This is a genomic window from Cyanobacteria bacterium FACHB-DQ100 (assembly GCA_014695195.1).
Lineage (GTDB): Bacteria > Cyanobacteriota > Cyanobacteriia > Leptolyngbyales > Leptolyngbyaceae > Leptolyngbya.
In genome coordinates this window covers 57,788-77,577 of sequence record JACJNW010000039.1, presented here as the reverse complement: position 1 = coordinate 77,577, position 19,790 = coordinate 57,788, and the positions used below count along the sequence as shown (strand labels likewise).

At 48.2% G+C, this 19,790-nt stretch carries 22 protein-coding genes; 8 read left to right on the top strand and 14 right to left on the bottom strand.

From position 1 onward, the window contains the following. Window positions 1-138: 138 nt before the first annotated feature. A complete protein-coding gene (locus tag H6F51_22420) occupies window positions 139-2,070 on the top strand; it encodes a chloride channel protein (protein ID MBD1825227.1) in 1,932 nt (643 codons plus the stop codon). Window positions 2,071-2,206: 136 nt separating this feature from the next. On the opposite strand, the gene H6F51_22415 is transcribed toward H6F51_22420, so the two are convergent. Next, on the bottom strand, window positions 2,207-2,596 hold the full coding sequence (locus H6F51_22415; GenBank protein ID MBD1825226.1) for an AbrB family transcriptional regulator: 390 nt from the start codon (window positions 2,594-2,596) through the stop codon (window positions 2,207-2,209). Between the two features lie 677 nt (window positions 2,597-3,273). Between H6F51_22415 and H6F51_22410 the strand changes: the two genes are divergently transcribed. Together H6F51_22410 and def are read left to right on the top strand one after the other, a co-directional pair. Next, on the top strand, window positions 3,274-4,512 hold the full coding sequence (locus H6F51_22410; GenBank protein MBD1825225.1) for a trypsin-like peptidase domain-containing protein: 1,239 nt from the start codon (window positions 3,274-3,276) through the stop codon (window positions 4,510-4,512). 67 nt (window positions 4,513-4,579) lie between these two features. Further along, window positions 4,580-5,116, top strand: a complete 537-nt coding sequence (gene def, locus H6F51_22405; protein MBD1825224.1) for a peptide deformylase — start codon at window positions 4,580-4,582, stop codon at window positions 5,114-5,116. Here def and H6F51_22400 read toward each other — a convergent pair. Continuing rightward, window positions 5,102-5,473, bottom strand: a complete 372-nt coding sequence (locus tag H6F51_22400; GenBank protein ID MBD1825223.1) for a sulfite exporter TauE/SafE family protein — start codon at window positions 5,471-5,473, stop codon at window positions 5,102-5,104. The genes def and H6F51_22400 overlap by 15 nt on opposite strands. A 148-nt stretch (window positions 5,474-5,621) precedes the next feature. Here H6F51_22400 and H6F51_22395 point away from each other — a divergent pair, with 148 nt between their 5' ends. From H6F51_22395 to H6F51_22380, 4 genes are read left to right on the top strand one after another with little or no spacing between them, the layout of a single operon-like run. Next, window positions 5,622-6,191 carry a hypothetical protein gene (locus H6F51_22395; GenBank protein ID MBD1825222.1) on the top strand — a complete coding sequence of 190 codons (570 nt, stop codon included), beginning with the start codon at window positions 5,622-5,624 and terminating at the stop codon, window positions 6,189-6,191. A gap of 34 nt (window positions 6,192-6,225) precedes the next feature. Further along, the gene (locus H6F51_22390; GenBank protein MBD1825221.1) at window positions 6,226-6,960 is read left to right on the top strand and encodes an ATP-binding cassette domain-containing protein; all 735 of its coding nucleotides are present in this window, start codon (window positions 6,226-6,228) and stop codon (window positions 6,958-6,960) included. After that, window positions 6,948-7,574: an ABC transporter permease gene (locus H6F51_22385; protein ID MBD1825220.1), complete on the top strand. Its 627-nt coding sequence runs from the start codon at window positions 6,948-6,950 to the stop codon at window positions 7,572-7,574. Before H6F51_22390 ends, H6F51_22385 begins: the two co-directional genes overlap by 13 nt. Beyond that, complete coding sequence (locus H6F51_22380) at window positions 7,571-8,449, top strand: ABC transporter substrate-binding protein (GenBank protein ID MBD1825219.1); 879 nt, start codon at window positions 7,571-7,573, stop codon at window positions 8,447-8,449. Before H6F51_22385 ends, H6F51_22380 begins: the two co-directional genes overlap by 4 nt. On the opposite strand, the gene H6F51_22375 is transcribed toward H6F51_22380, so the two are convergent. From H6F51_22375 to H6F51_22325, 11 genes are all read right to left on the bottom strand, one after another. After that, complete coding sequence (locus H6F51_22375) at window positions 8,442-9,071, bottom strand: Uma2 family endonuclease (GenBank protein MBD1825218.1); 630 nt, start codon at window positions 9,069-9,071, stop codon at window positions 8,442-8,444. The genes H6F51_22380 and H6F51_22375 overlap by 8 nt on opposite strands. Window positions 9,072-9,193: 122 nt before the next feature. Beyond that, a complete protein-coding gene (locus tag H6F51_22370; protein MBD1825217.1) occupies window positions 9,194-9,949 on the bottom strand; it encodes a phycobilisome rod-core linker polypeptide in 756 nt (251 codons plus the stop codon). Window positions 9,950-10,073: 124 nt separating this feature from the next. Then, window positions 10,074-10,823 carry a phycobilisome rod-core linker polypeptide gene (locus tag H6F51_22365; protein ID MBD1825216.1) on the bottom strand — a complete coding sequence of 250 codons (750 nt, stop codon included), beginning with the start codon at window positions 10,821-10,823 and terminating at the stop codon, window positions 10,074-10,076. 36 nt (window positions 10,824-10,859) lie between these two features. Further along, entirely contained in the window at window positions 10,860-11,603 is a 744-nt protein-coding gene (locus tag H6F51_22360; GenBank protein ID MBD1825215.1) for a phycobilisome rod-core linker polypeptide, read from the bottom strand. A 223-nt stretch (window positions 11,604-11,826) separates the two neighbouring features. Then, the gene (locus tag H6F51_22355) at window positions 11,827-12,669 is read right to left on the bottom strand and encodes a phycobilisome rod-core linker polypeptide (protein MBD1825214.1); all 843 of its coding nucleotides are present in this window, start codon (window positions 12,667-12,669) and stop codon (window positions 11,827-11,829) included. 18 nt (window positions 12,670-12,687) lie between these two features. Then, window positions 12,688-13,320 (bottom strand): HEAT repeat domain-containing protein, encoded by a 633-nt coding sequence (locus tag H6F51_22350; protein ID MBD1825213.1) that lies wholly within the window; start codon window positions 13,318-13,320, stop codon window positions 12,688-12,690. A gap of 70 nt (window positions 13,321-13,390) precedes the next feature. Beyond that, window positions 13,391-14,224 carry a HEAT repeat domain-containing protein gene (locus H6F51_22345; protein ID MBD1825212.1) on the bottom strand — a complete coding sequence of 278 codons (834 nt, stop codon included), beginning with the start codon at window positions 14,222-14,224 and terminating at the stop codon, window positions 13,391-13,393. A 26-nt stretch (window positions 14,225-14,250) separates the two neighbouring features. Further along, entirely contained in the window at window positions 14,251-14,508 is a 258-nt protein-coding gene (locus tag H6F51_22340; protein ID MBD1825211.1) for a phycobilisome linker polypeptide, read from the bottom strand. Window positions 14,509-14,577: 69 nt separating this feature from the next. Beyond that, on the bottom strand, window positions 14,578-15,441 hold the full coding sequence (locus H6F51_22335) for a phycobilisome linker polypeptide (GenBank protein MBD1825210.1): 864 nt from the start codon (window positions 15,439-15,441) through the stop codon (window positions 14,578-14,580). A gap of 192 nt (window positions 15,442-15,633) precedes the next feature. After that, window positions 15,634-16,122 (bottom strand): phycocyanin subunit alpha, encoded by a 489-nt coding sequence (gene cpcA / locus H6F51_22330; GenBank protein ID MBD1825209.1) that lies wholly within the window; start codon window positions 16,120-16,122, stop codon window positions 15,634-15,636. Between the two features lie 107 nt (window positions 16,123-16,229). Beyond that, complete coding sequence (locus H6F51_22325; protein MBD1825208.1) at window positions 16,230-16,748, bottom strand: phycocyanin subunit beta; 519 nt, start codon at window positions 16,746-16,748, stop codon at window positions 16,230-16,232. A gap of 676 nt (window positions 16,749-17,424) precedes the next feature. Between H6F51_22325 and serS the strand changes: the two genes are divergently transcribed. Then, on the top strand, window positions 17,425-18,696 hold the full coding sequence (serS, locus tag H6F51_22320) for a serine--tRNA ligase (protein MBD1825207.1): 1,272 nt from the start codon (window positions 17,425-17,427) through the stop codon (window positions 18,694-18,696). 365 nt (window positions 18,697-19,061) lie between these two features. On the opposite strand, the gene H6F51_22315 is transcribed toward serS, so the two are convergent. Further along, complete coding sequence (locus H6F51_22315; protein ID MBD1825206.1) at window positions 19,062-19,715, bottom strand: Uma2 family endonuclease; 654 nt, start codon at window positions 19,713-19,715, stop codon at window positions 19,062-19,064. Window positions 19,716-19,790: the final 75 nt, after the last annotated feature.

Genomic DNA, 19,790 nt, shown 5'->3' with positions numbered 1-19,790 from the left:
TCTGAGCAGATAATTTTAGCGATCCCTACCGTCTAGATTTACTCATTGAAAAACCGACAAATTACTTGTCTTGTCTGGCTTTGATCGCCCACAATGAGAAGGAGAAATAAAATTTAATCTTATTATTCCCCCCCTGCCGTGCCCTCGACCCTGACGCCCAAAGTTCTGCTGCCCGACTCCTCAAATTCTCCCTCATCTCGCCTCACTGGACTATTCAATCGCCTCCAACCGCACCCCGACACGATCGTTTTGATTCTGGCAGTCGTCATCGGTGGTGGGGCTGGTTTGGGGGTGCTTACGTTTCGCTATTTAATTGAATTCGTGCATCGTCTCGCGCTTGAAGACCTGATGGGAACGATCGGTCATTTTGGTGCGTGGACTCTAGCTTGTGTCCCTACTTTGGGGGGTGTCTTAGTCGGATTGATTCGCTGGTTAACGAAAGAATTCAGTCCGGGAATTTCTGCCCTCATTGCAGCCGTGCAAGCAGGCAAGGAAATGTCAGCAACACGCCCGATCGCGAAAACGATCGCCGCCGCCATTTCTCTTGGAACTGGAGCATCACTGGGGCCTGAAGGCCCAAGCGTCGAGGTAGGAGCGAATTTTGGCTTGTTTGTGGGTCAACTGTTGAAAGTGTCCCGCGATCGTCAACGCTTACTCTTAGGAGCAGGAGCCGCAGCCGGACTGGCAGCCGGATTTAATGCGCCGATCGCAGGCGTGTTCTTCGCGCTGGAAGTGGTACTAGGCACGACATTTGAGACCTCAGCCGCTAGCATTGTTCTACTCTCTGCGGTGGTGTCAGCGCTAATTGCTCAGATTGGTCTGGGTGGGCAACCTGCCTTTGATCTGCCTGCGTATGAAGTACGAAGTCCTTTAGAATTGCCGCTTTATTTGGGGTTGGGACTGTTTGCTTGTGTGGTGTCGATCGCCTATACAAACTTATTAAAGTGTTCAAGTGACTTCTTTAAGGGAAAGCTTCCGGGTTCAAGCTGGATAGCAAAAGTTCCGCGTGAAGTTCAGCCGATTCTAGGAGGGCTATGTGTTGGGGTGGTGGCACTGAAACTGCCACAAATTCTCGGAGTGGGGTATGACACTGTAGAAGCGATGCTGCGAGATGTACAGTTCTCGCTGGTGCTGCTGATTACTTTATTGGTGGTTAAGCTGTTGCTGACGGCAATTAGTTTGGGCAGTGGATTAGTGGGTGGTATCTTTGCGCCCGCCATGTTTTTGGGCGCATCGCTCGGAGCCGCTTATGGCAAAGTCTTACCTTCAGTATTGCCGATGTTTGCGACAAGTATTGCTGCACCGCCTGCTTATGCAATGGTCGGAATGGCGGCTGTGCTGGCAGCAAGTGTGAACGCTCCCTTAACGGCGATTCTGCTGCTGTTTGAAATGACCCGCGATTATCGAATTGTTTTACCGCTGATGGCAGCCGTAGGTTTAAGCGTCTGGCTCGTCAATTTGTTTAAATCGAGTCCAGAACAGCCCTCGAACTTACAGCAAATCGAAGCAAAACGCGATCCCGATCAAGTGCCAAATTCCACGCTTTATCAGCAAGAAATTCTCAGAAATCTATTGGTCGCAGAAGCGATGCAGCCTGGGTTTTTGCAGGTTGCGGAATTGACTCCATTGCTAGAAGCAGGACTGCAACTGATTCAACATCAAACGCACAGTGCGCTAGTGGTGAACGACGATCGACACCTGATCGGCATTATCACGCTGCAAGATATCAATCGGGCGATCGCGCGCTGGGAAACCGAACCGCATCACGCAGAACAGGGATTGAGTCAACGCACGATCGCCGAAGTTTGCACAACCGATATTCTCTATGCCTATCAGGATGAACCGCTCACCGATGCGCTCGATCGTATGGCAACTCGCGGCTTGCATCAGCTTCCTGTGATCGATCGCGCCAATCCAGATCATGTGCTGGGACTGTTAGAGCAAGAAGGCATTACCTTAGCGTGCAATCTTGCGTTAACTCGCGTGCGTTTAATGCCATATCTCCCTCATACAGAAGAGGCAAGCCCGATCAAAACCGGACTTGCCCCTGAGTTTGGCGTATTGAACTAGACCTAGACAAGCAGGAATTTTCTATTTGTTTCTGCTTGTCCAAATGCCAGTAAACATCATCAGCATTCCACCTAGAAAAATTGCGATCGCAAGACCTGCCGGAATCGCCGTTGTCCAATCGATGTTTTCCATTTGTTTAAGCCGAGAGTTCTTCTCGATCGAGTTGTTTTAAATGGATATGTTTTCGACCTAGAGAAATTTCAAATTCGTCTCCAGGCTTCAACTCCATTTGTTTAGTATACGCTGCCCCAATCAGCAAATTTCCATTAGACTGTACGCTGATTCGATAGCTTGCGCTCCGACCACCTCGACCACTTGTGCCTTGTTTTCCATCTAGCTCAATTCCTTCCGCATCAATTAGTGCATTCAGGAATTTCATCATATTCACGCGCTCTACACCGTTCTTTGTCACCGTGTAATAGCCGCACTCTTTAGCTTTTTCTTCTTTATTGAGATGATCGAGTTCTTTTACTTTTTTGAGCAGGGCTTCACCCATTAATGGCTCAATCTTTTTCTTTTTAGTCATTCATCCGAAATCTAAATCAGGTGGACAGCAATCGTATTTTGTGACACTAACAAACCCGCCAAACCAAGACAAATTTAGCGCCTTGCCAGTTGCCCCATTCATATTACACTGGCATTGCTGATTTATCACACCGGCATAAGACAGGATTGATTCTTTAATTTGGAATCAATTCTTGATGAATGAAATGAGATTTTTCAAGATTGCCATTCGACTGAATTAAAGCTTGTCAAGTGGCTCAATTTGAGTGGAATTTTGGTTAAAATTAACGATCCGCTATCATAAAAAAAAAGAAGCAGATTATCTGCACAGAGCGATAGTGGCGATCTGGACGGGATCATTGCTCGATCGACACCCAATAGATCAAAAACCTTAATTCGCTCTAGCAGCAACCTGCTCTTACCATTCATTCACCTGTGATTAACAAGGTATCAACGCCAGTTGTCAACGCTGTGTGTTCCTCATGAAGTTGAAATGACAAATTTGGAGCCGTAAAACCCTAAAAAGTATGGCAAAGTTGCAACCAAAACGCCGTTTGATCGTCACATGGGCTAATTACATTGGAAGTGTCTATCGCTCAGCGCGTTCTCATCTCGCGTCTTTTTCTTCAGAATAAGAGATAGATGAGCTTTTTAATTGACCGGGAACGCACCATTAAGGAGAAGGAGAATATATCACTGATGACGACATCTCGAAATACTTGGAAACAGTCTGCAATTTATTTCATGCTGCCTCTAGTTGGGGCGGGTACGGTGCTTGCAGGAAACCGTTTGCTCTCTGAAAACACCTTCTCGCCGCCTGCCATTGCTCAGACTAATACGGCTCAGACTAATACGATCGTGGCGCAAAATCGTACAGGCGCATTTGCAGCATCGACTGACCCGAATTTTATTGCAGCAGCGGTTGAGCGGGTAGGTCCTGCGGTTGTAAGAATCAATGCGTCTCGTACCGTGCAATCGCGAGTGCCCGAAGTTTTTAACGATCCCTTTTTCCGGCAGTTCTTTGGCGCGGATATTCCATCGACTCAACGCCGGGTAGAACGAGGAACCGGATCAGGGTTCATTATTAGCTCAGACGGGTTGATTTTAACCAATGCTCACGTTGTCAGTGGTGCGGATACCGTGAGTGTGACGATGAAAGACGGACGAGAATTGCGCGGTAAAGTTGTGGGGCAAGATTCGCTCACCGATGTGGCAGTGATTCGAGTGCAGGGGAGTAATCTACCGACCGTGGCGCTAGGCAATTCAGATACGCTGAAACCGGGAGAATGGGCGATCGCGATTGGCAATCCGCTCGGATTGGATAACACCGTGACGGCTGGAATTATTAGTGCGACGGGTCGATCGAGTTCGGAAGTGCGAGTTCCAGATAAGCGAGTCAACTTTATCCAGACCGATGCCGCGATTAATCCGGGGAATTCTGGCGGCCCGTTGTTGAATCAGCGCGGCGAAGTGGTCGGGATGAATACGGCGATTATTGGTGGCGCACAAGGGTTGGGATTTGCAGTTCCAATTAATACAGCGCAACGAATTTCGCAGCAGTTGATCACAAAAGGGCGCGTAGATCACCCCTATTTGGGAATTCAGATGCGGGGATTGACTCCGGAGTTGAGACAGCAAATCAACAGTGATCGGCAGGTTGGTTTCCGGGTGCAGGATGATCAGGGTGTTGTGATCTTCCGAGTTCAGCCGAATTCTCCGGCAGCAAGGAGTGGATTACGTGATGGTGATGTGATTAAGCGCATTAACGGGCAGGCTGTGACAAAGGCAGAGCAAGTGCAGCAAGCGGTCGAGAATGCGTCGATCGGGGGAACGCTGCAAGTCGAAGTTAACCGAAATGGTCGATCGACAACGGTGAGTGTTCAGCCGGGAGCATTTCCAACTCGAACCGCTCAGGGTGGCGGCAGCGACACACCCTAGTGCGTCAGTGAGTACGATAGAACTCCGGATGTTGAATTCGGAGTTCTTTGCATTTTTGGGGGTAAAAATGGGTGAGATTCTCGACATTATTGAGTTAGGGCATCCAGTTCTCAGAGAAAAGGCGCGATCGATTGAACCTATCCAAGACGATCGCATTCAAAGGTTGGTTGAGAATCTGATGGCAACGGTGCAGAAAGCGAACGGAGTGGGAATTGCTGCACCGCAAGTTGCAGAGTCTTATCAATTGATGATTGTGGCATCGCGTCCCAATCTGCGTTACCCGAATGCGCCTTCGATGGAGCCAACCCCGATGATTAATCCAAAGATCTTGGCGCATTCAGATGAAATGGTGAAAGGTTGGGAAGGGTGTCTGAGCATTCCGGGAATTCGGGGAAACGTGCCGAGGTATCAAGCGATCGAAATTGAGTTTTACGATCGCTTCGGCAAGCGGCAAAAACTGAAAATGACCGATTTCGTGGCACGAATCTTTCAGCACGAATACGATCATTTTAATGGGATTGTGTTTCTTGATCGGGTTGCAAGCAATCACGATCTGGTAACAGAAAAGGAGTACCAAAAGAGACTGATATCAACGATAGAGTAGGTAACGCAATCCAATCACTAAGAGAAACACACCATAGAGTTTTTTCATCGTTTCTCCGCTAATAAAGGGTTGATTGGCAAATAGAGCACCAAAAAGGTTGCCAACTACAAGCCCGATCGCGATAATGACGGCGTATTTCCAGTTAAGATTACCGCTGCGCTGATAGACGATCGCGGCAAGAATGCCGATCGGTAAAATTTGGGCTGCAACTGAGGTTCCCGTGGCGAATTTTTGCTCCATCCCCAGCATTAGCACCATTGCTGGAACCATAATCGCTCCGCCTCCGATGCCAAACATCCCACCTGCAATGCCTGCAATTAATCCAATGACTAAAAGCTGAACCAGTACGATCGACATGATTGAAGTCCTTCGTGTAAACCTGTTTGGATAGTACAGGATACGACTGTAAACCCTGGGCAAATCTGTCTTAGGAATTACATTGCTGTGATCTGGAGTTGTGCGATCGTGCGATGTAGAATCTTATGTTCAATCACAATTCATTCACATGAAACGACAGCTTCTTTCCATCACCGCAGCTTTCACCCTGGTGTTTAGCTTGTCTCAATCTGCTCATGCTTTACCAGGGGAAACGGTGCAAACTGTTAAGAATCGGGTCGCGAAACAATCAATGATGTCGCCGCTGAAGCGAGGGATTGCAGAACTCAGTGGCCTACCCTTTTACACGAGTGAAGGCAAGCTGCCGAACGGAACGATCGTGTTTTCGATGAGTCCCGATCGCCAAGATCAACGATCGCAAAAAGAAACGATCGCGCTTGGAACTGCACAATCATTTGCAGGATTTACTCGCGAGAATTTGGGATTGATTCAGCAGATGTTTAACACTGCGGTTTCGGAGGATTTTCGGCGATCGCAGTATGTAGCGCGAGTAGACTATACCGGAATTGAAAAGCGATTCTATCGTGGAAGAACATTTGCCTACAGGACTACAGAGTTTAAGCAGCCAAACCAGGGACGAAAGTTTTATCACTTTACAGTGTTATCGCTGAAGGACTTGAACGGTGAAATTCAATCCGAACGTCAATGTCGCCAGCAAAGTGCCTACGGTTGTGAGTAATGATGGGTGCAAGACCCTTAGAAGATGTTCATAAATGAGTGCCGTTGAATTCTGCCAAGTTTCTTACCAACTCAATCAAAAGCGGCTGATTTCAGATCTGAGCTTTACGATCTTTCCGGGAGAAACGATCGTGCTACTGGGTCGGAGCGGTTGCGGCAAAACGACAACCCTGAGATTGATCAATCATTTGCTTGTTCCGACAGCGGGAGAAGTGCGGGTAAATGGTCGATCGACCCTTGACTGGAATTCGATTCAACTGCGGCGGCAGATTGGCTATGTGATTCAAGAAGTTGGGCTGTTTCCGCATTTCACAGTGGCGCAGAATATTGCAGTGGTGCCCTCGCTTCAGAAATGGGAGCCGGATCGAATTCAGTCGCGTGTGATTGAGTTATTGGAACTGGTTGGATTAGAACCGCAACGGTTTAAGCATCGCTATCCGCATCAGCTATCCGGTGGACAACGACAGCGAGTCGGAGTTGCACGAGCGCTGGCGGCTGATCCACCGATATTATTAATGGATGAACCGTTTGGAGCATTAGATCCAATTACACGAGTAGAACTTCAGCGAGAATTTGCGCGATTGCAGCAGCAATTAGGAAAAACGATCGTCTTTGTGACGCATGATATTCAAGAGGCATTTAAGCTAGGAACGCGGATCGGATTGATGCAGGCAGGGCAATTAGTTGAATTAGGAACGCCCCAGGAATTTGCACGATCGACCCATCCCGCAGCCCAAGCTTTTATGAGCGTAACCGAATGGAATTCTTGACGCGCTACGGTGATGAGATTTTAGAACGGCTTGGACAACATTTGTTTTTGGTCGGGGCGGCACTGTCGATCGCGATTCTGATTGGTATTCCGCTCGGAATTTTAGTCACACGCCGTCCAGCTTTAGGTAAACCGATTTTAGGATTTGCCAATGTGATGCAAACGGTTCCAAGTTTGGCGCTGTTTGGCTTTCTGCTGCCGATTCCGATTATTGGGGGAATTGGGGCGAGAACGGCGATCGTCGCGCTTGTGCTGTACTCATTACTTCCGATTATTCGGAATACAGTTGTCGGAATTAATAGCGTTGATCCGGCAGTCCGAGAAGCGGGGCGCGGAATGGGAATGAGCGATCGACAATTGCTGTTTCAAGTCGAGCTTCCGTTAGCGATGGGCGTGATTTTGTCTGGTGTCCGAGTGGCGACGGTAATCGGAGTCGGATTGGCAACGATCGCATCGGCAATCGGCGCGGGAGGTTTAGGAGAATTTATTTTTCGGGGGGTTGCGATCGTCGATAATCAACTCATTCTCGCGGGTGCAATTCCGGCAGCGGTCGTAGCGCTGGGTGCAGATTGGGGTTTAGGTTGGATTGAGAGACGTTTGACGATTAGAAAATGAAAAGATTTCTAGCTTTAGGACTTTTAGCGATTTGTTTAATGGTGTCGATCGTCGCGTGTCAAGGCGGCGGCGATCGTGTGGTAATTGGCTCAAAGAATTTTACCGAGCAGATTATTTTAGGCGAAATTCTAGCGCAGCAAATCGAGCGCAAAACGAATATTAAGGTCGATCGTAAATTCAATTTAGGTGGAACATTTGTCTGTTTAACTGGAATTCAAAAAGGCGAACTCGATATCTATCCTGAATACACCGGAACTGCTTACACGGCGATTCTAAAACTAGGAGCAGAAAGCGATCCAAAGCAAACATTTGAAACCGTAAAAAGTCGATTTGAACGAGATTTCCAATTAACCTGGTCAAAGCCATTCGGATTTAATAACTCATTTGCAATGGTCATTCGCGGCGAAGATGCGAGAAAGCTGAAGATTCAAACGCTTTCACAAGCATCAGCTTATGCACCGAAATGGAGAGCAGGATTTGGACCTGAATTTCTCAATCGCGAAGATGGATTTCCTGGACTTGCGAAGGCTTATAACCTGAAATTTGACTCTCAACCGAAAGTAATGGATTTGGGATTGTTGTATCGATCGCTGCAAGATAAACAAGTCGATATCGTGGCGGGAAGCACAACTGATGGCTTACTTTCAACACTGGATTTAACCGTTCTGCAAGATGATAAGCGCTATTTTCCACCGTATGAAGCGGCAGCAGTAGTTCGGCGCGATACGTTCCAAAAACATCCAGAACTGAGAGAAGTTTTAGATCAGCTTGGTGGTTTGATTTCTGATAAAACAATGCAGGAATTAAACTATCGAGTGGATGGAAAAAAAGAGGATGTAAAACAGGTTGTTCAGGAGTTTCTAAAATCTAAGTAGAGGCTTGAAAAATCTGTGTAGCGGTTAGTTGCAAATTTGGAAAAGTTGGGGAGATGATGCGATCGTCTCCTCGAAATGGAGTCATTTGATACTCATCTTCGATCAGTTCACAGACCCAAAGCGTTGGCTCTTTCGGATTGCCCAAAAATCTTCGTCCTCCAAGGGCTGCATAATCGACAATCCAATATTCTGGAATGCCCAAAGCTTCATAAGCGGCAAACTTAGTGTGATAGTCATCACGCCAATTCGTACTCACGACTTCGATGATGAGTTTGATCGTTTTGCTGTTTTCGATCGCAGACGATTTTTCCCACTTCGGCTCATTCACGATCTCACGACGATCCAGAACAACTCCATCTGGTTCATAAGCAGATTCGCTCTCATCTTCAATCTCATCAACTTTCACAACACACTCTTTCGGAACGAAAAAAGGTAGGTTTAATTGCCGAATTAAAATACCTGCCTCGATTGCTAGAAATCCTGCAATATCTGAATGTTTTCCTCTTGGCTTTGGCACTTTGACAATTACTCCACGACGCAATTCATAGCGAACCTCTGCACTTTCTGGATACCATTCGAGGAACTGCTCAAAGCTGACAGGTTTCTTCAGGGCTTGAATCATAGTGCTCGACGGATTGCGACAATTTCATTCTAAAAACAAGTAGGCCCGACTCTCGACTCCAATCTGCCTGAAACAGACTGCAATCGAAAATCGAGCCTACAGCTAAACCACGATCGACGAAATTAACGACGACTGCGGTTCGGCACTTTGCTCATGTAGTCTTCAGAAGTTACGACGCTGCCATAGTTCGATTTAGGCGCGATCGCGGCTGCCACACTGAGGAAGCGACGCGGATCACCTTCGGGCAGACGACGTTCTTGAGAGCGCTTGGAGTAGTAGTTCTGCACCACAAACTGCCAATCGTTCTTCACGGTTCCCACCGTGTCGCGGAAATCTTCGCCGTAACGCGGTGTGACCAAGTTAAACGGACGCGCTTCCATACGACGACGCTGATACGGAACGGTGTAGTCACCGAAAGCGTTGGTGTACTCTTCGCTGTCGAGCAGTGCATCAACGAATCCGCTGAATCCTTTGGTTCCGATGACGATCGACCAGGCAACCTCCTCGTTGCGGTCATAGGAATCCCGACCCAAGAACCGCTTCAGGCAGATTTGCACTAAGCGATAGTTGTTGTTCACTTCTACAACGGTGCTGTAGAAGCGCTCGGATTTTGCCAGTTCACGAATGAAATCGCGCACTGTGATTGCGCCGTTTCTCAGACGAGATTCGCAAGTCACTTGGCGGTTAAACTTCAGCGTTTCATGTTCGCTGAACACTTGACGATAGGTAGCCCAGATCAGAGCTTCCATATCCGTTGAAGAGCTTACATCTTCGATTCGATAGATGTAAGGAGTATCTTCGTTTTGGTCAGCAATGCCGAAATTTTTCACCCGATGGTTTTGGGTGGTCGGCTTGTAAGCTAACAATGGCAATGCCATGTCAGAATCTCCCTCGTAATATAAACGGCGGTAAATTTTGGATGGATTTTTATGATTAGAAATCCAAGTCGCGTGAAACTATTATCTCGCGTCTGGTGTCCGAAAGTAGTACCCTTGTGAGCATTTATCCAATCGAACCGTTCACCGCGAAAAACAGTAACAGAAAGAAAATCAAGCCCAACGTCGAAACGGAAACAGCCGTAACCGTTTTCCAATCCGAGGTTCTGACGAATTTCTCCCAGTTAAATCGCTCAAACTGTTCAAATTGTGGTTTGAACGGTTGAACGAATTTCAGTTCGCCTTGTTTGGGGAGTCGATCGCGATAATCGGCTCCATAGCGCGGCGTGAAGCTGTAAGGGCGCTCCGTGACTCGTTTGCGCTGATACGGTACAGTGTTGTCTCCGAATGCTTCGGAATACTCAGCGCTATCAATCAAAGCATCAACGAATTTGCTCCATCCCAATGTTGCCACTTGGATTGACCACGCGATCGTTTCTTCTTTGTTGTAAGGCGATCGACCCAGTAACCGCTTTAAGCAGACTTCGACCAAGCGATAGTTATTGTTCGCTTCGACAACGAGACGGTAGAACCGTTCTGATTTTGCCAAGCCTCGAATAAAATCGCGAACAGTGATCGATCGATTCTTCAGTTGAGTTTCTAGCGTAATCTGCCGATTAAACTGCAACGTTTCCTGCTCGTTAAACACTTGCCGATAGGTTGCCCAGATCAGCGTGTCTATTTCAGTCCGGGTCGAACTGTCTTCGATGCGGTAGAGATACGGGCTATCTTCATTCAAGTCAGCTTTGCCAAAGCTTTGAACGCGCTGATCCTGAGTCGTGGGTTTGTACTCCAACAAGGGCAGTGTTGTTCCCATAAGAACCTCCTTAACTACGTCTAGTGAGACCGTAACCTAGCGCAAGGGGAAACCCGCAGCAGTGCTAATCGAAGCTGGAGTTCCGGTCGGAGCAGTTTTACGGGTGGTGTCAGGGATGCTGATGTTTTCGGTCGAAACGGGCTTGAACTCGACCATTTTGATGCTCAGCGATCGTGCCAAGTCGCGGAAGTTGTTGATGTCACCCCACTTGTAGCGTCCGGCTTCTTCTTGATCGCGCCAGTAATCCGCATAGCTCGGTGTCACCAGGTTGAACGGACGACCTTTGTAGCGCCGCCGCTGATAGGGAACGGTGTTGTCACCAAAAGCAGTGCTGTATTCTTCGCTATCGAGCAAAGCATCAACGAAACCACCCCAGCCTAACGTGGCGATCTTGATCGACCATGCGATCGTTTCTTCGTTGTTGTAGGCTGAGCGACCGAGTAGGCGTTTTAGGGCGACATCAACTAGGCGATAGTTTGAGTTTTTATCGATCACGAGCGATCGGAATGTTTCAGACTTTGCCAATCCGCGTACAAAATCGCGAACGGTAATTGCCCGATTTTTTAGCTGGGATTCCAGATTGGTCTGACGGCTGCTTTTCAGAATGACGTGCTCACTGAACACTTGGCGGTAAGCTGCCCAAATCAGCTCACTGATATCCGTTTGATCGACACAATCTTCGAGCCGATAGATATAGGGAGTATCTTCGCCTGGAACTTCGTACCCATCGACTCGCTGATTCTGCGAGGAGGGCTTGTACTCAAGTAGAGGGATCGACATGGTAAATCAAGGGTAAAGAATTTATACGGGGTTCGCTGCGGTTGTGAATTCGGAGAAGCCCCCTAAATCCCCCACGAGTGGGGGACTTTGAATTGGAGTTTTGGCTCGAAATTCCCCAAAATGGGAGATTTAGGGGGCAGCAATCCGTTCATTCCGAAGCGGAAAGACTCATCGAGTTCAAGCTAGAAACGTTTCGCGATCGCACTTTCCCAAAAACTCTAAACTAAACTTTCGGAGTGTTGGGAAGATAGCTATACGGCAAATTAACCTTCGGACGGCTCACGGTCGGCTTCGTTACCGCAGCAGCTTCACGGCTTGAATCGGGTACTTGAACCGCGCTCGATGTTGCTCTTGCCACATGGCGTTGTGTATCGAGATGCGGTGTACTCATGCCTTGTGCCATGTTCAAGAACGTAAACGGAATCGCTTGACGAATCACTGTTCTATCCAAGTCGCCAGCATTGTAGCTGCGAACTTGATAGTAGGAGCGAGTCGCCAACTCACGTTCTAAAAGCCGATTGCGCCAGAAGTCGCTATAGCGGGGATTGCTCAAGTTAAACGGACGACCTTCTAAGCGACGGCGTTGATACGGCACAATGTCATCGCCAAAGTTCTCGCGGTATTCTTCGCTATCAACAATGTCGTCAATGAAACCATGTAAGCCTCTGGTGGCGATGACGATCGATTTTGCGATCTGTTCATCTTGACCATAAGAAGCTCGTCCCAGAAAGCGCTTCAGGGTGATATCAACTAAGCGATAGTTCGAGTTTGTGTCAGCAACCAATTCGCGATAAACGTCGGACTTACCCAACCCGCGCATGAAATCAGCAACGCTGATCCTACGGTTGCGTAATTGCGATTCTAGGTTGACCTGACGATGACTTTTGAGAATTAGTTGTTCCGCAAAAATCTGGCGATAGGCTGCCCAAATCAGACGATCGAGATCTTCCGCCGATCGGGCATCCGCAAGGCGATAAATCACTGGATCATCTTCATCAAGCACGTCGTAACCATTAACGCGCTGATTCTGTGTTTTTGGATTAATGTTTAGAAGTGGGATTGCCATTAGAGAAACCCAATAAGTTTAAGCAAGGTGTTGTTTCGCAAGTGTGGCTCTAGCCCGAACCGCACCATCAGGATCTGTTTGAGCAAGCTGATCGAGTTGATCGAGCGCACTGGATCGATTGACTAAATCCGCAGAAGTAATCCAACTTTGTAGCCCCACGATCGCGGCATAGCGATTTGCCCAATCTGCATCCTGAGCAACCAACAATAGTGTTTTCAAAGCTTGAGACTGAGCTGATTCGCGTTCTGTGGGTTCAAGTTGTTGCCAGCGTAGTTGTCCCAATCCTTTAATAGCTGCTCGCCGGACGCTTGGTGCAAAGTCTGCTTCTGCCGCTTTGATCAATACGTCTAGGGCACGTGGGTCAGCGATCGCCGCTAACGCTCGTAAACTATAAGCCCTCGCCCCATAGTTATAGCCATCAATTTGCGCTAACAAGTCGGGCACTGCTTCTTCACCCAGCGCCACTAAACCAGAAACCGCCGCTAATGCTGCACCCGGATTGTTAAACCCAAGCGCGCGGATCAGCGTCGGTATGGCTGCGGTTGATCGTGTTTGTGCCAAAGCGCGAACGGCTCCGACCAATTTGGCAGGAGAGTCTGCTGCTTCGACCGCTTGAATCAGCGATTGAATTGTGGGATCAGTTGCAATCATAGAGTCCTCGTGAGGGGGCAATTTGGCGATCCAGGTTCGAGAGCTTCGCTCCCGAATCACCGCTTACCGTTCACAATAATTGATCCATGAGGGTCATGAGCTTGATGGCATCTGAAGAAAGCGGATCGCCCGTTTCCCGCAGATGATAATCAAGCAAGCCTTTACAAGACAGCAGCTTAAAGCTGTTTTCTACCGGAGCAGCGGCAATCGCGTCAGCCGCCGGAATATATCCGATCGCGCCCAAGTCTGCTAATGCCGATCGCCTCAGTTGCACATCATTCCCCTGTAGCGCTTGTACCAACTGCTCTCCGTAAACCGGATCGCGAGTGAGCTGATACATTGATCGCGCCGCAGCATATTGAACTCGTGCCACCGAATGATCGAGAAACGGACGAACTAAATCGATCGCTTCCGTTGCTCCTAATGCTCCCAGCGCTTCTAGCACTGCCTCAACGGGCTGCACTAGATGTGGGCGATCTGGAACAAACTGTGCAACCTCGATTCCACCTTCAAGGAGCGTCATCAATTGAGGAACACAAGACGCATCACCGAGCAATCCCAGGGCTTGAGCCGCTGACTCCCGTACGTAAAAGTCATCACACTCAAGGCAGCGAGTCAGCCCAGGAACCGCTCGACGATCGTCTAATTTCCCCAATGCCCGTGCTGCATTGCGCCGCAACGGGTAGCCGCCCATTTCGGTGCGATCGTCTTCGTCTTCCAATGCTCGAATCAATGCATCGATCGCCCTCGAATCTTTGATCTGAAACTTCCCCAGCCACCAAGCCGCGTAGTACCGCAAACTTGTATCGGTATCGGATAAATTTGCGATCGCTTGCTCTACCGTTAACGGTTCGGCTCCGAGTGCTTCAGGTGACGATTCAAGATCGGACGTAGATTCCAGCACGATAGTTCGATGAGGTTAAGGTTGACTTACTCTTGATTTGCGGATGTGTCTACCTGTGTCAGCGGGGTGATGCTGACAATGCGACCGCCCAAGCGAGCAATCCGCTGCATCTCTTCGGTCATGCGGTTGTAGGGCACGGTGAGGAACACACTGCCGCTATTGCGAATTTGATAGTTGTTGCGATCGGTTTGGTCGTTTTGGCGCAAGCCGACGACTTCATAACGAAACATTCGAGCGCCCGATTGAGTGGTTGCGGCGCTGCCAACGGCGGTTTGACCGAGCATGATTTGAAACTCCTTGTATTGCAAGTGAAAAATCGAGGACTAGACCACTAATCCTCGATTCAGCAGAATCTACGCGGGTGTAACGCTCACGATTCTTCCGCCAGTGCGGTGAATCTGTTGCATCTTCGGCAACAGTTGTTCGTAAGGGAGCAGATAAGCGGTGCTGGAGCGACGCACTTTCGGATAGCCAGCACCTAAAATGCCAGCAACTTCGAGCCGATAGATCCGACCACTTTCGCCATACGAACCGCCGAGTGCCTTCTTCGGTGCAATATCGCTGGAAGCGCTGAAGTGTGCCCAACCGCCGCTTGATTGAGACGGCTGCGCGATCGTCGAAGCTTCATTTCTTGCTAGGTTCCGTGCCAAGCGAGTGTTATTGCCACCCGTTTGAGAACGATCGCTGTTCGCATACCCACGATACAGCTTGAACAAGTTCGTAAAGCCGATGCTTCTCGCACCAGTTTCATACTGGAAGCCCCGGTAGTACGGCACAACATTGTCGCCAAAGTTTGCTTCGTATTCTTCCGAGTCAATGTAAGAATCGATCTCAGCATCAAACCCCTGGTTTTGATAAATATCCAGGTGTTCAATCACTGCTGCTTCATCAAACGGAGCACGACCGAGCAAATGCTTGTGATTCAGTTCGATCGTTCTCGTTTGGAAGTTGTTATACAAAAACTTCTCTTTATATAGTTCTGATTTTGCGACGGCGCGGACAAACTCTCTGACCGTGATTTTGCCGTTGCGTAACAGCGACTCTGCACCTGTCAATCGTTCAGACTTCATCAGGTAATCGTTGCCCAACACCTGACGATAAGTTGCACGAACCACTGCTTCTACATCACCTTCTGCCCAAGGGTGGCGAAGTTCCACCTTAGGAGTTTCCTGAAAAGGCGCGGTTCCAAGCCGCCCCGCTGCTGCTGTAATAGCCATTGTATCGAGTTCTCCAAAGTCAACGGCGAACGTAATTCTACAGACTCAAACTGCGTCAGCGTTCAGCCATCAGGCTTATGAGCAATCCCGATCGCCGATCGCTAACCCGAATTTTGATAAAACAATGCCCGGAAGGGTAAACAATAGCCAGCATCTGCCAGCGAACCGCATACCTTTCCGGGCAAGGCGATGTTAGCTCAGAGCGTTGATCGCGTAGTCGATGTAAGCGTTCGCTTCAACTGAAGCTTGACCCGTCAAACCATGGTTCGCTTTGATGTGCTTCAAAGCTTCAACGTACCAGCTCGGAGACAGATCGAAGGTGCTGTTGATTTCAGCCAAGCCAGCAACCAGGTACTCATCCATCGGGCCTGTTCCACCAGCGACCAAGCAGTAGGTCACCATGCGGAGGTAGTAGCCGATGTCACGCGAGCATTTTGCTTTACCACGAGCATCTGCTGCGAAGTTGTTTCCTTGCATTTGGGTGGTGTAAGGAAACTTTTGGTAAACCGCATTTGCAGCACCGTCGGTCAGTTTTTGAGCATTGTTGGTCAAGGAACGTGCAGCTTCCATAGCAGCAGCAGCGCGCTCGAAACGTCCATACACTTGGTGCATTTCAGCGTTGCTTAAGAAACGTCCTTGGGTATCTGCAGCAGCGATCGCTTCAGTAATCGGGGTCTTCATTGTCAGTCTCTCCCTTTGGGTTTATCGTTAAGAAAAAAGTAAAGTTTGAATTTTTGCTACTGTTCCGATCTCAATCGGCAAATAGCAAAGGAGATTGCGCTAGAAATTTACGCAACTGCAGCAGCAGCGCGATCGAAGTAGCTAGCCAATTCAGACATCAGCGAGCTGCAGTCACCCTTGGTGATACCGTTGGGGTCATTCGCAATTGCGATCGCAGCGTCTTTCATCTTGCCAACACCAGCAGCAACGGAGCCACCAGGAACGCCCAATGCTTGGTAGGTCTCACGCAGACCGTTCAAGCAGCGATCGTCGAGAACACTAGCATCACCAGCGATGGCTGCATAGGTTACATAGCGCAAGATAATTTCCATGTCGCGCAGACAAGCAGCCATGCGACGGTTGGTGTAAGCGTTACCGCCAGGTGCGATGAGTTGGGGTTGCTCTTCAAACAATGCGCGAGCTGCGTTAGCAACGATGGTGGAAGCATTGCTGGTGACGCGGTTAACAACGTCCAAGCGCTTGTTGCCGTCACGAACCATTGCGGTCAGGGCATCGAGTTGACCAGCGCTCAGGAATTCGCCTTTAGCGTCAGCCTGAGAGACCACCTTTGCGAATGCATCTAACATTGGAATTCTCCTAAAAACTGGGTATGAGTTCGATTTGGTTCAGAACTGGAAGGTGTTTCTGAAGCCATTTGGAGGGTTGATGGACTTGGGGGAATACAACCCCACGCTCTGAATTAAGAACACTCCTCAAAAACTCGATATGTTGAGTTTTGTTAGAAATCTGAGAGACTGTCACATTTCTATGAGAAAGTGCGAACCCTATTTCAGATGGTGTTTTAAGCGGGTTTGTTTTGTTGTTTTCCCCTTCGATTTCCTTTTATACAATGCTGTAGCGTCTGATTTTGTTACAAGTTATTGATTTGTATCACCTCCAACGAAATATTTAACGAAAGTATTGCTAGATCAGGGATTTCACGGGATCAAGGATAAGATTTGCCCAATTTGCTGAGAAGATTTAGACGCAAAGCGTGTACTTTCTTTAAGTTAATAATTTCTTAAGATTTCCAAACCTGCTTTACTGATTGATTTGTAGAACTTTTCAGAGATAGAAGCAAAACTCAAGCTTGTAACAAATGATTGAGATATTTTTCGAGATATTAGTTTCGCTTTGTTAAGACTGATTTAGTGCATAAGGCTACGATCGCACTCCGGCTTCTCCGATTCATCTCTACAATGTCGATGTATCCTGATTGTTGGGCGTTTCTGCCCGGAAAATTATCGTTTTGGAAGTTGTATTGTGCTTGACCTGAAGCTAATTCGTGAAAATCCTGACCTTGTGCAAACCAAGCTGAATCAGCGCGGGGGTAGCTATGACATTCCTGCGATCGTTTCGCTCGATCAGCAGCGTCGCGAGTTAGAGGTTGAGCGATCGCAACTCCAAGCCCGAAGTAATGAGATCGGAAAGCTAGTTGGTCAGATGATGAAGGCTGATCCGAAAAATCCAGAAGTTCAGCCTCTGCGCGAAGAAGGAAATGCACTGAAGGCAAAATTGAGCGAGTTAGAGCCGCGAGAAAAAGAAATTCGCGATCAGATTGAAACGCTATTGTTGACGTTTCCGAATTTGCCGAGTGAGACGACACCGATCGGCAAAGACGAAACCGAGAACGTGGAAGTGAAGCGATGGGGCGATGAGTTTAAGCCCGCGATCGAAGTTCTACCCCATTACGAGATTGCTGAAAAGCTTGGAATTTTCAACACAGAACGGGCAACCAAAATTGCTCAGAGCCGATTTGTAATTCTGATGGGTGCGGGTGCGGCGTTAGAACGGGCATTGATTCAACTTATGTTGGATCAGCAAATTGCTGCGGGTTATGTGGAAGTGCTACCTCCGGTGTTGATTAATTCTCGATCGATGACTGCAACCGGACAGTTACCCAAATTTGCCGAAGAAAGCTTCAAATGTTCTGACGATGATTTGTGGTTAGCTCCGACTGCCGAAGTTCCGGTGACAAATCTATACCGAGATGAGATCATTCCTGCCGAACAATTACCAATTCATCACTGTGCTTATACGCCTTGTTTTCGTCGTGAGGCAGGAAGCTATGGCAGAGATACACGCGGCTTAATTCGACTGCATCAGTTCAATAAAGTTGAGTTAGTAAAGCTAGTGCATCCTGAAACTTCCGAGCAGGAACATCAAAGCTTAGTGCGAAATGCAGAAGCGATTTTAGAAGTGCTGAAACTGCCATATCGCACGATCGAGCTTTGCACCGGAGATTTAGGCTTCGGTGCAGCAAAATGTTATGACCTTGAAGTCTGGCTACCATCAGCGGGAACATACCGCGAAATCTCAAGCTGCTCGAATTTTATGGACTTCCAAGCGCGTCGGGGCAATATTCGATTTAAGGGAGCGGGGCAGAAAGGAACACAATTTGTGCATACGCTGAATGGATCGGGATTGGCAATCGGACGAACGATGGCAGCAATTTTAGAAAACTATCAGCAAGCGGATGGAACAGTGAAAGTTCCGGAGGCATTGCAGCCTTATTTGGGTCGTGAAGTGCTGTAAAAAATGGAGATTGTGCGATCGTTTTGTCCAGCGATCGTGTTTCAACATACAACTATTCTCTAAAAGGTGTAAACGTTCCTATTGCAGACTGGAACGTTCACACTTTTTGCACGAATTTCCATGCTTTAAGCGAGAACTTTCACGTTGAGAGCAAGAACTTTCATCAATTGAACTAGAACGTTCACACTTTTTGCAGGAACGATCGTGCGTTGAGGTGGAATAATGCGATCGAGAGGGGGAAGGATTACGTTTCGAGTTGGAATTGGGATTTTTTGTTGTATTCAAGGCTGGTATTTTCAGATCATGCAACAACACGATCGCTCCTCCAATAACTCCAAAGCGAAGAGAACGATCACACTCCAAACTCAACTCATCTCAGACTGAAACTGATTCATCAGCCAAGCACTCACCTTGCCGTGATTCATCTCCCGACTGCGGCGAAAGGCTTCTTCCAAGACCGCAATTTCTAAACCGGGTAGAACGATCGAACAGTCAATCCGCCGACTTCCACGATCGGCAACCGCAAATGCCCAAATACTCGCATTCTGCACATCAATAATCCAGTATTCCTTCACGCCTAACGATTCGTAGAGCAAGCGTTTTTCACCGCGATCGTCGGCCAAAGAGGAATACGCAACTTCAATTACCAAATCTGGAGCAGGATACCGATCCAGATCGATGATCGTCGCTTCCCAGGGTACAATCTCTGCATTTTCACCCACGTAGAACGACACATCGGGCTGAACTTCAGCGCACCCAGTTTTGCGATAGGTGCAATTATCATGACCATCAATATCAAGACCTAGAATCCCGGTGAAAATTGATATAGCAGCAATCACAATGTAGTGATCACGAGAATGCGGATTACCCAGTGCTGCCATTTCTTCGAGCCTCATTCGTCCGTTGTAATAGTAAGCCTTAACCTTGGCATAGGCAGGAGTCTCAGTGATTCGGATAAACTCTTCCCAAGACATCGAAATCCAGGCTTCCATCTGCACCTGAGTATTTAGCTGACTCATGAGACTTTTCCTTGTACGAGTTGGCTTTATTGTAGTTCAGAAGCTCAATTCACCCGGATACAGTAGCGATCGTGA

Bases quoted from the DNA above. Each gene is read 5' to 3' on its own strand.
- H6F51_22410 (MBD1825225.1), top strand. From the start codon at position 3,274: ATGACGACATCTCGAAATACTTGGAAACAGTCTGCAATTTATTTCATG.
- H6F51_22395 (MBD1825222.1), top strand. From the start codon at position 5,622: ATGAAACGACAGCTTCTTTCCATCACCGCAGCTTTCACCCTGGTGTTT.
- H6F51_22375 (MBD1825218.1), bottom strand. From the start codon at position 9,071: ATGATTCAAGCCCTGAAGAAACCTGTCAGCTTTGAGCAGTTCCTCGAA.
- H6F51_22385 (MBD1825220.1), top strand. From the start codon at position 6,948: ATGGAATTCTTGACGCGCTACGGTGATGAGATTTTAGAACGGCTTGGA.
- def (MBD1825224.1), top strand. From the start codon at position 4,580: ATGGGTGAGATTCTCGACATTATTGAGTTAGGGCATCCAGTTCTCAGA.
- H6F51_22390 (MBD1825221.1), top strand. From the start codon at position 6,226: ATGAGTGCCGTTGAATTCTGCCAAGTTTCTTACCAACTCAATCAAAAG.
- H6F51_22415 (MBD1825226.1), bottom strand. From the start codon at position 2,596: ATGACTAAAAAGAAAAAGATTGAGCCATTAATGGGTGAAGCCCTGCTC.
- H6F51_22370 (MBD1825217.1), bottom strand. From the start codon at position 9,949: ATGGCATTGCCATTGTTAGCTTACAAGCCGACCACCCAAAACCATCGG.
- H6F51_22355 (MBD1825214.1), bottom strand. From the start codon at position 12,669: ATGGCAATCCCACTTCTAAACATTAATCCAAAAACACAGAATCAGCGC.
- H6F51_22325 (MBD1825208.1), bottom strand. From the start codon at position 16,748: ATGTTAGATGCATTCGCAAAGGTGGTCTCTCAGGCTGACGCTAAAGGC.
- H6F51_22365 (MBD1825216.1), bottom strand. From the start codon at position 10,823: ATGGGAACAACACTGCCCTTGTTGGAGTACAAACCCACGACTCAGGAT.
- H6F51_22350 (MBD1825213.1), bottom strand. From the start codon at position 13,320: ATGATTGCAACTGATCCCACAATTCAATCGCTGATTCAAGCGGTCGAA.
- H6F51_22340 (MBD1825211.1), bottom strand. From the start codon at position 14,508: ATGCTCGGTCAAACCGCCGTTGGCAGCGCCGCAACCACTCAATCGGGC.
- H6F51_22315 (MBD1825206.1), bottom strand. From the start codon at position 19,715: ATGAGTCAGCTAAATACTCAGGTGCAGATGGAAGCCTGGATTTCGATG.
- H6F51_22360 (MBD1825215.1), bottom strand. From the start codon at position 11,603: ATGTCGATCCCTCTACTTGAGTACAAGCCCTCCTCGCAGAATCAGCGA.
- H6F51_22335 (MBD1825210.1), bottom strand. From the start codon at position 15,441: ATGGCTATTACAGCAGCAGCGGGGCGGCTTGGAACCGCGCCTTTTCAG.
- H6F51_22400 (MBD1825223.1), bottom strand. From the start codon at position 5,473: ATGTCGATCGTACTGGTTCAGCTTTTAGTCATTGGATTAATTGCAGGC.
- cpcA (MBD1825209.1), bottom strand. From the start codon at position 16,122: ATGAAGACCCCGATTACTGAAGCGATCGCTGCTGCAGATACCCAAGGA.
- H6F51_22380 (MBD1825219.1), top strand. From the start codon at position 7,571: ATGAAAAGATTTCTAGCTTTAGGACTTTTAGCGATTTGTTTAATGGTG.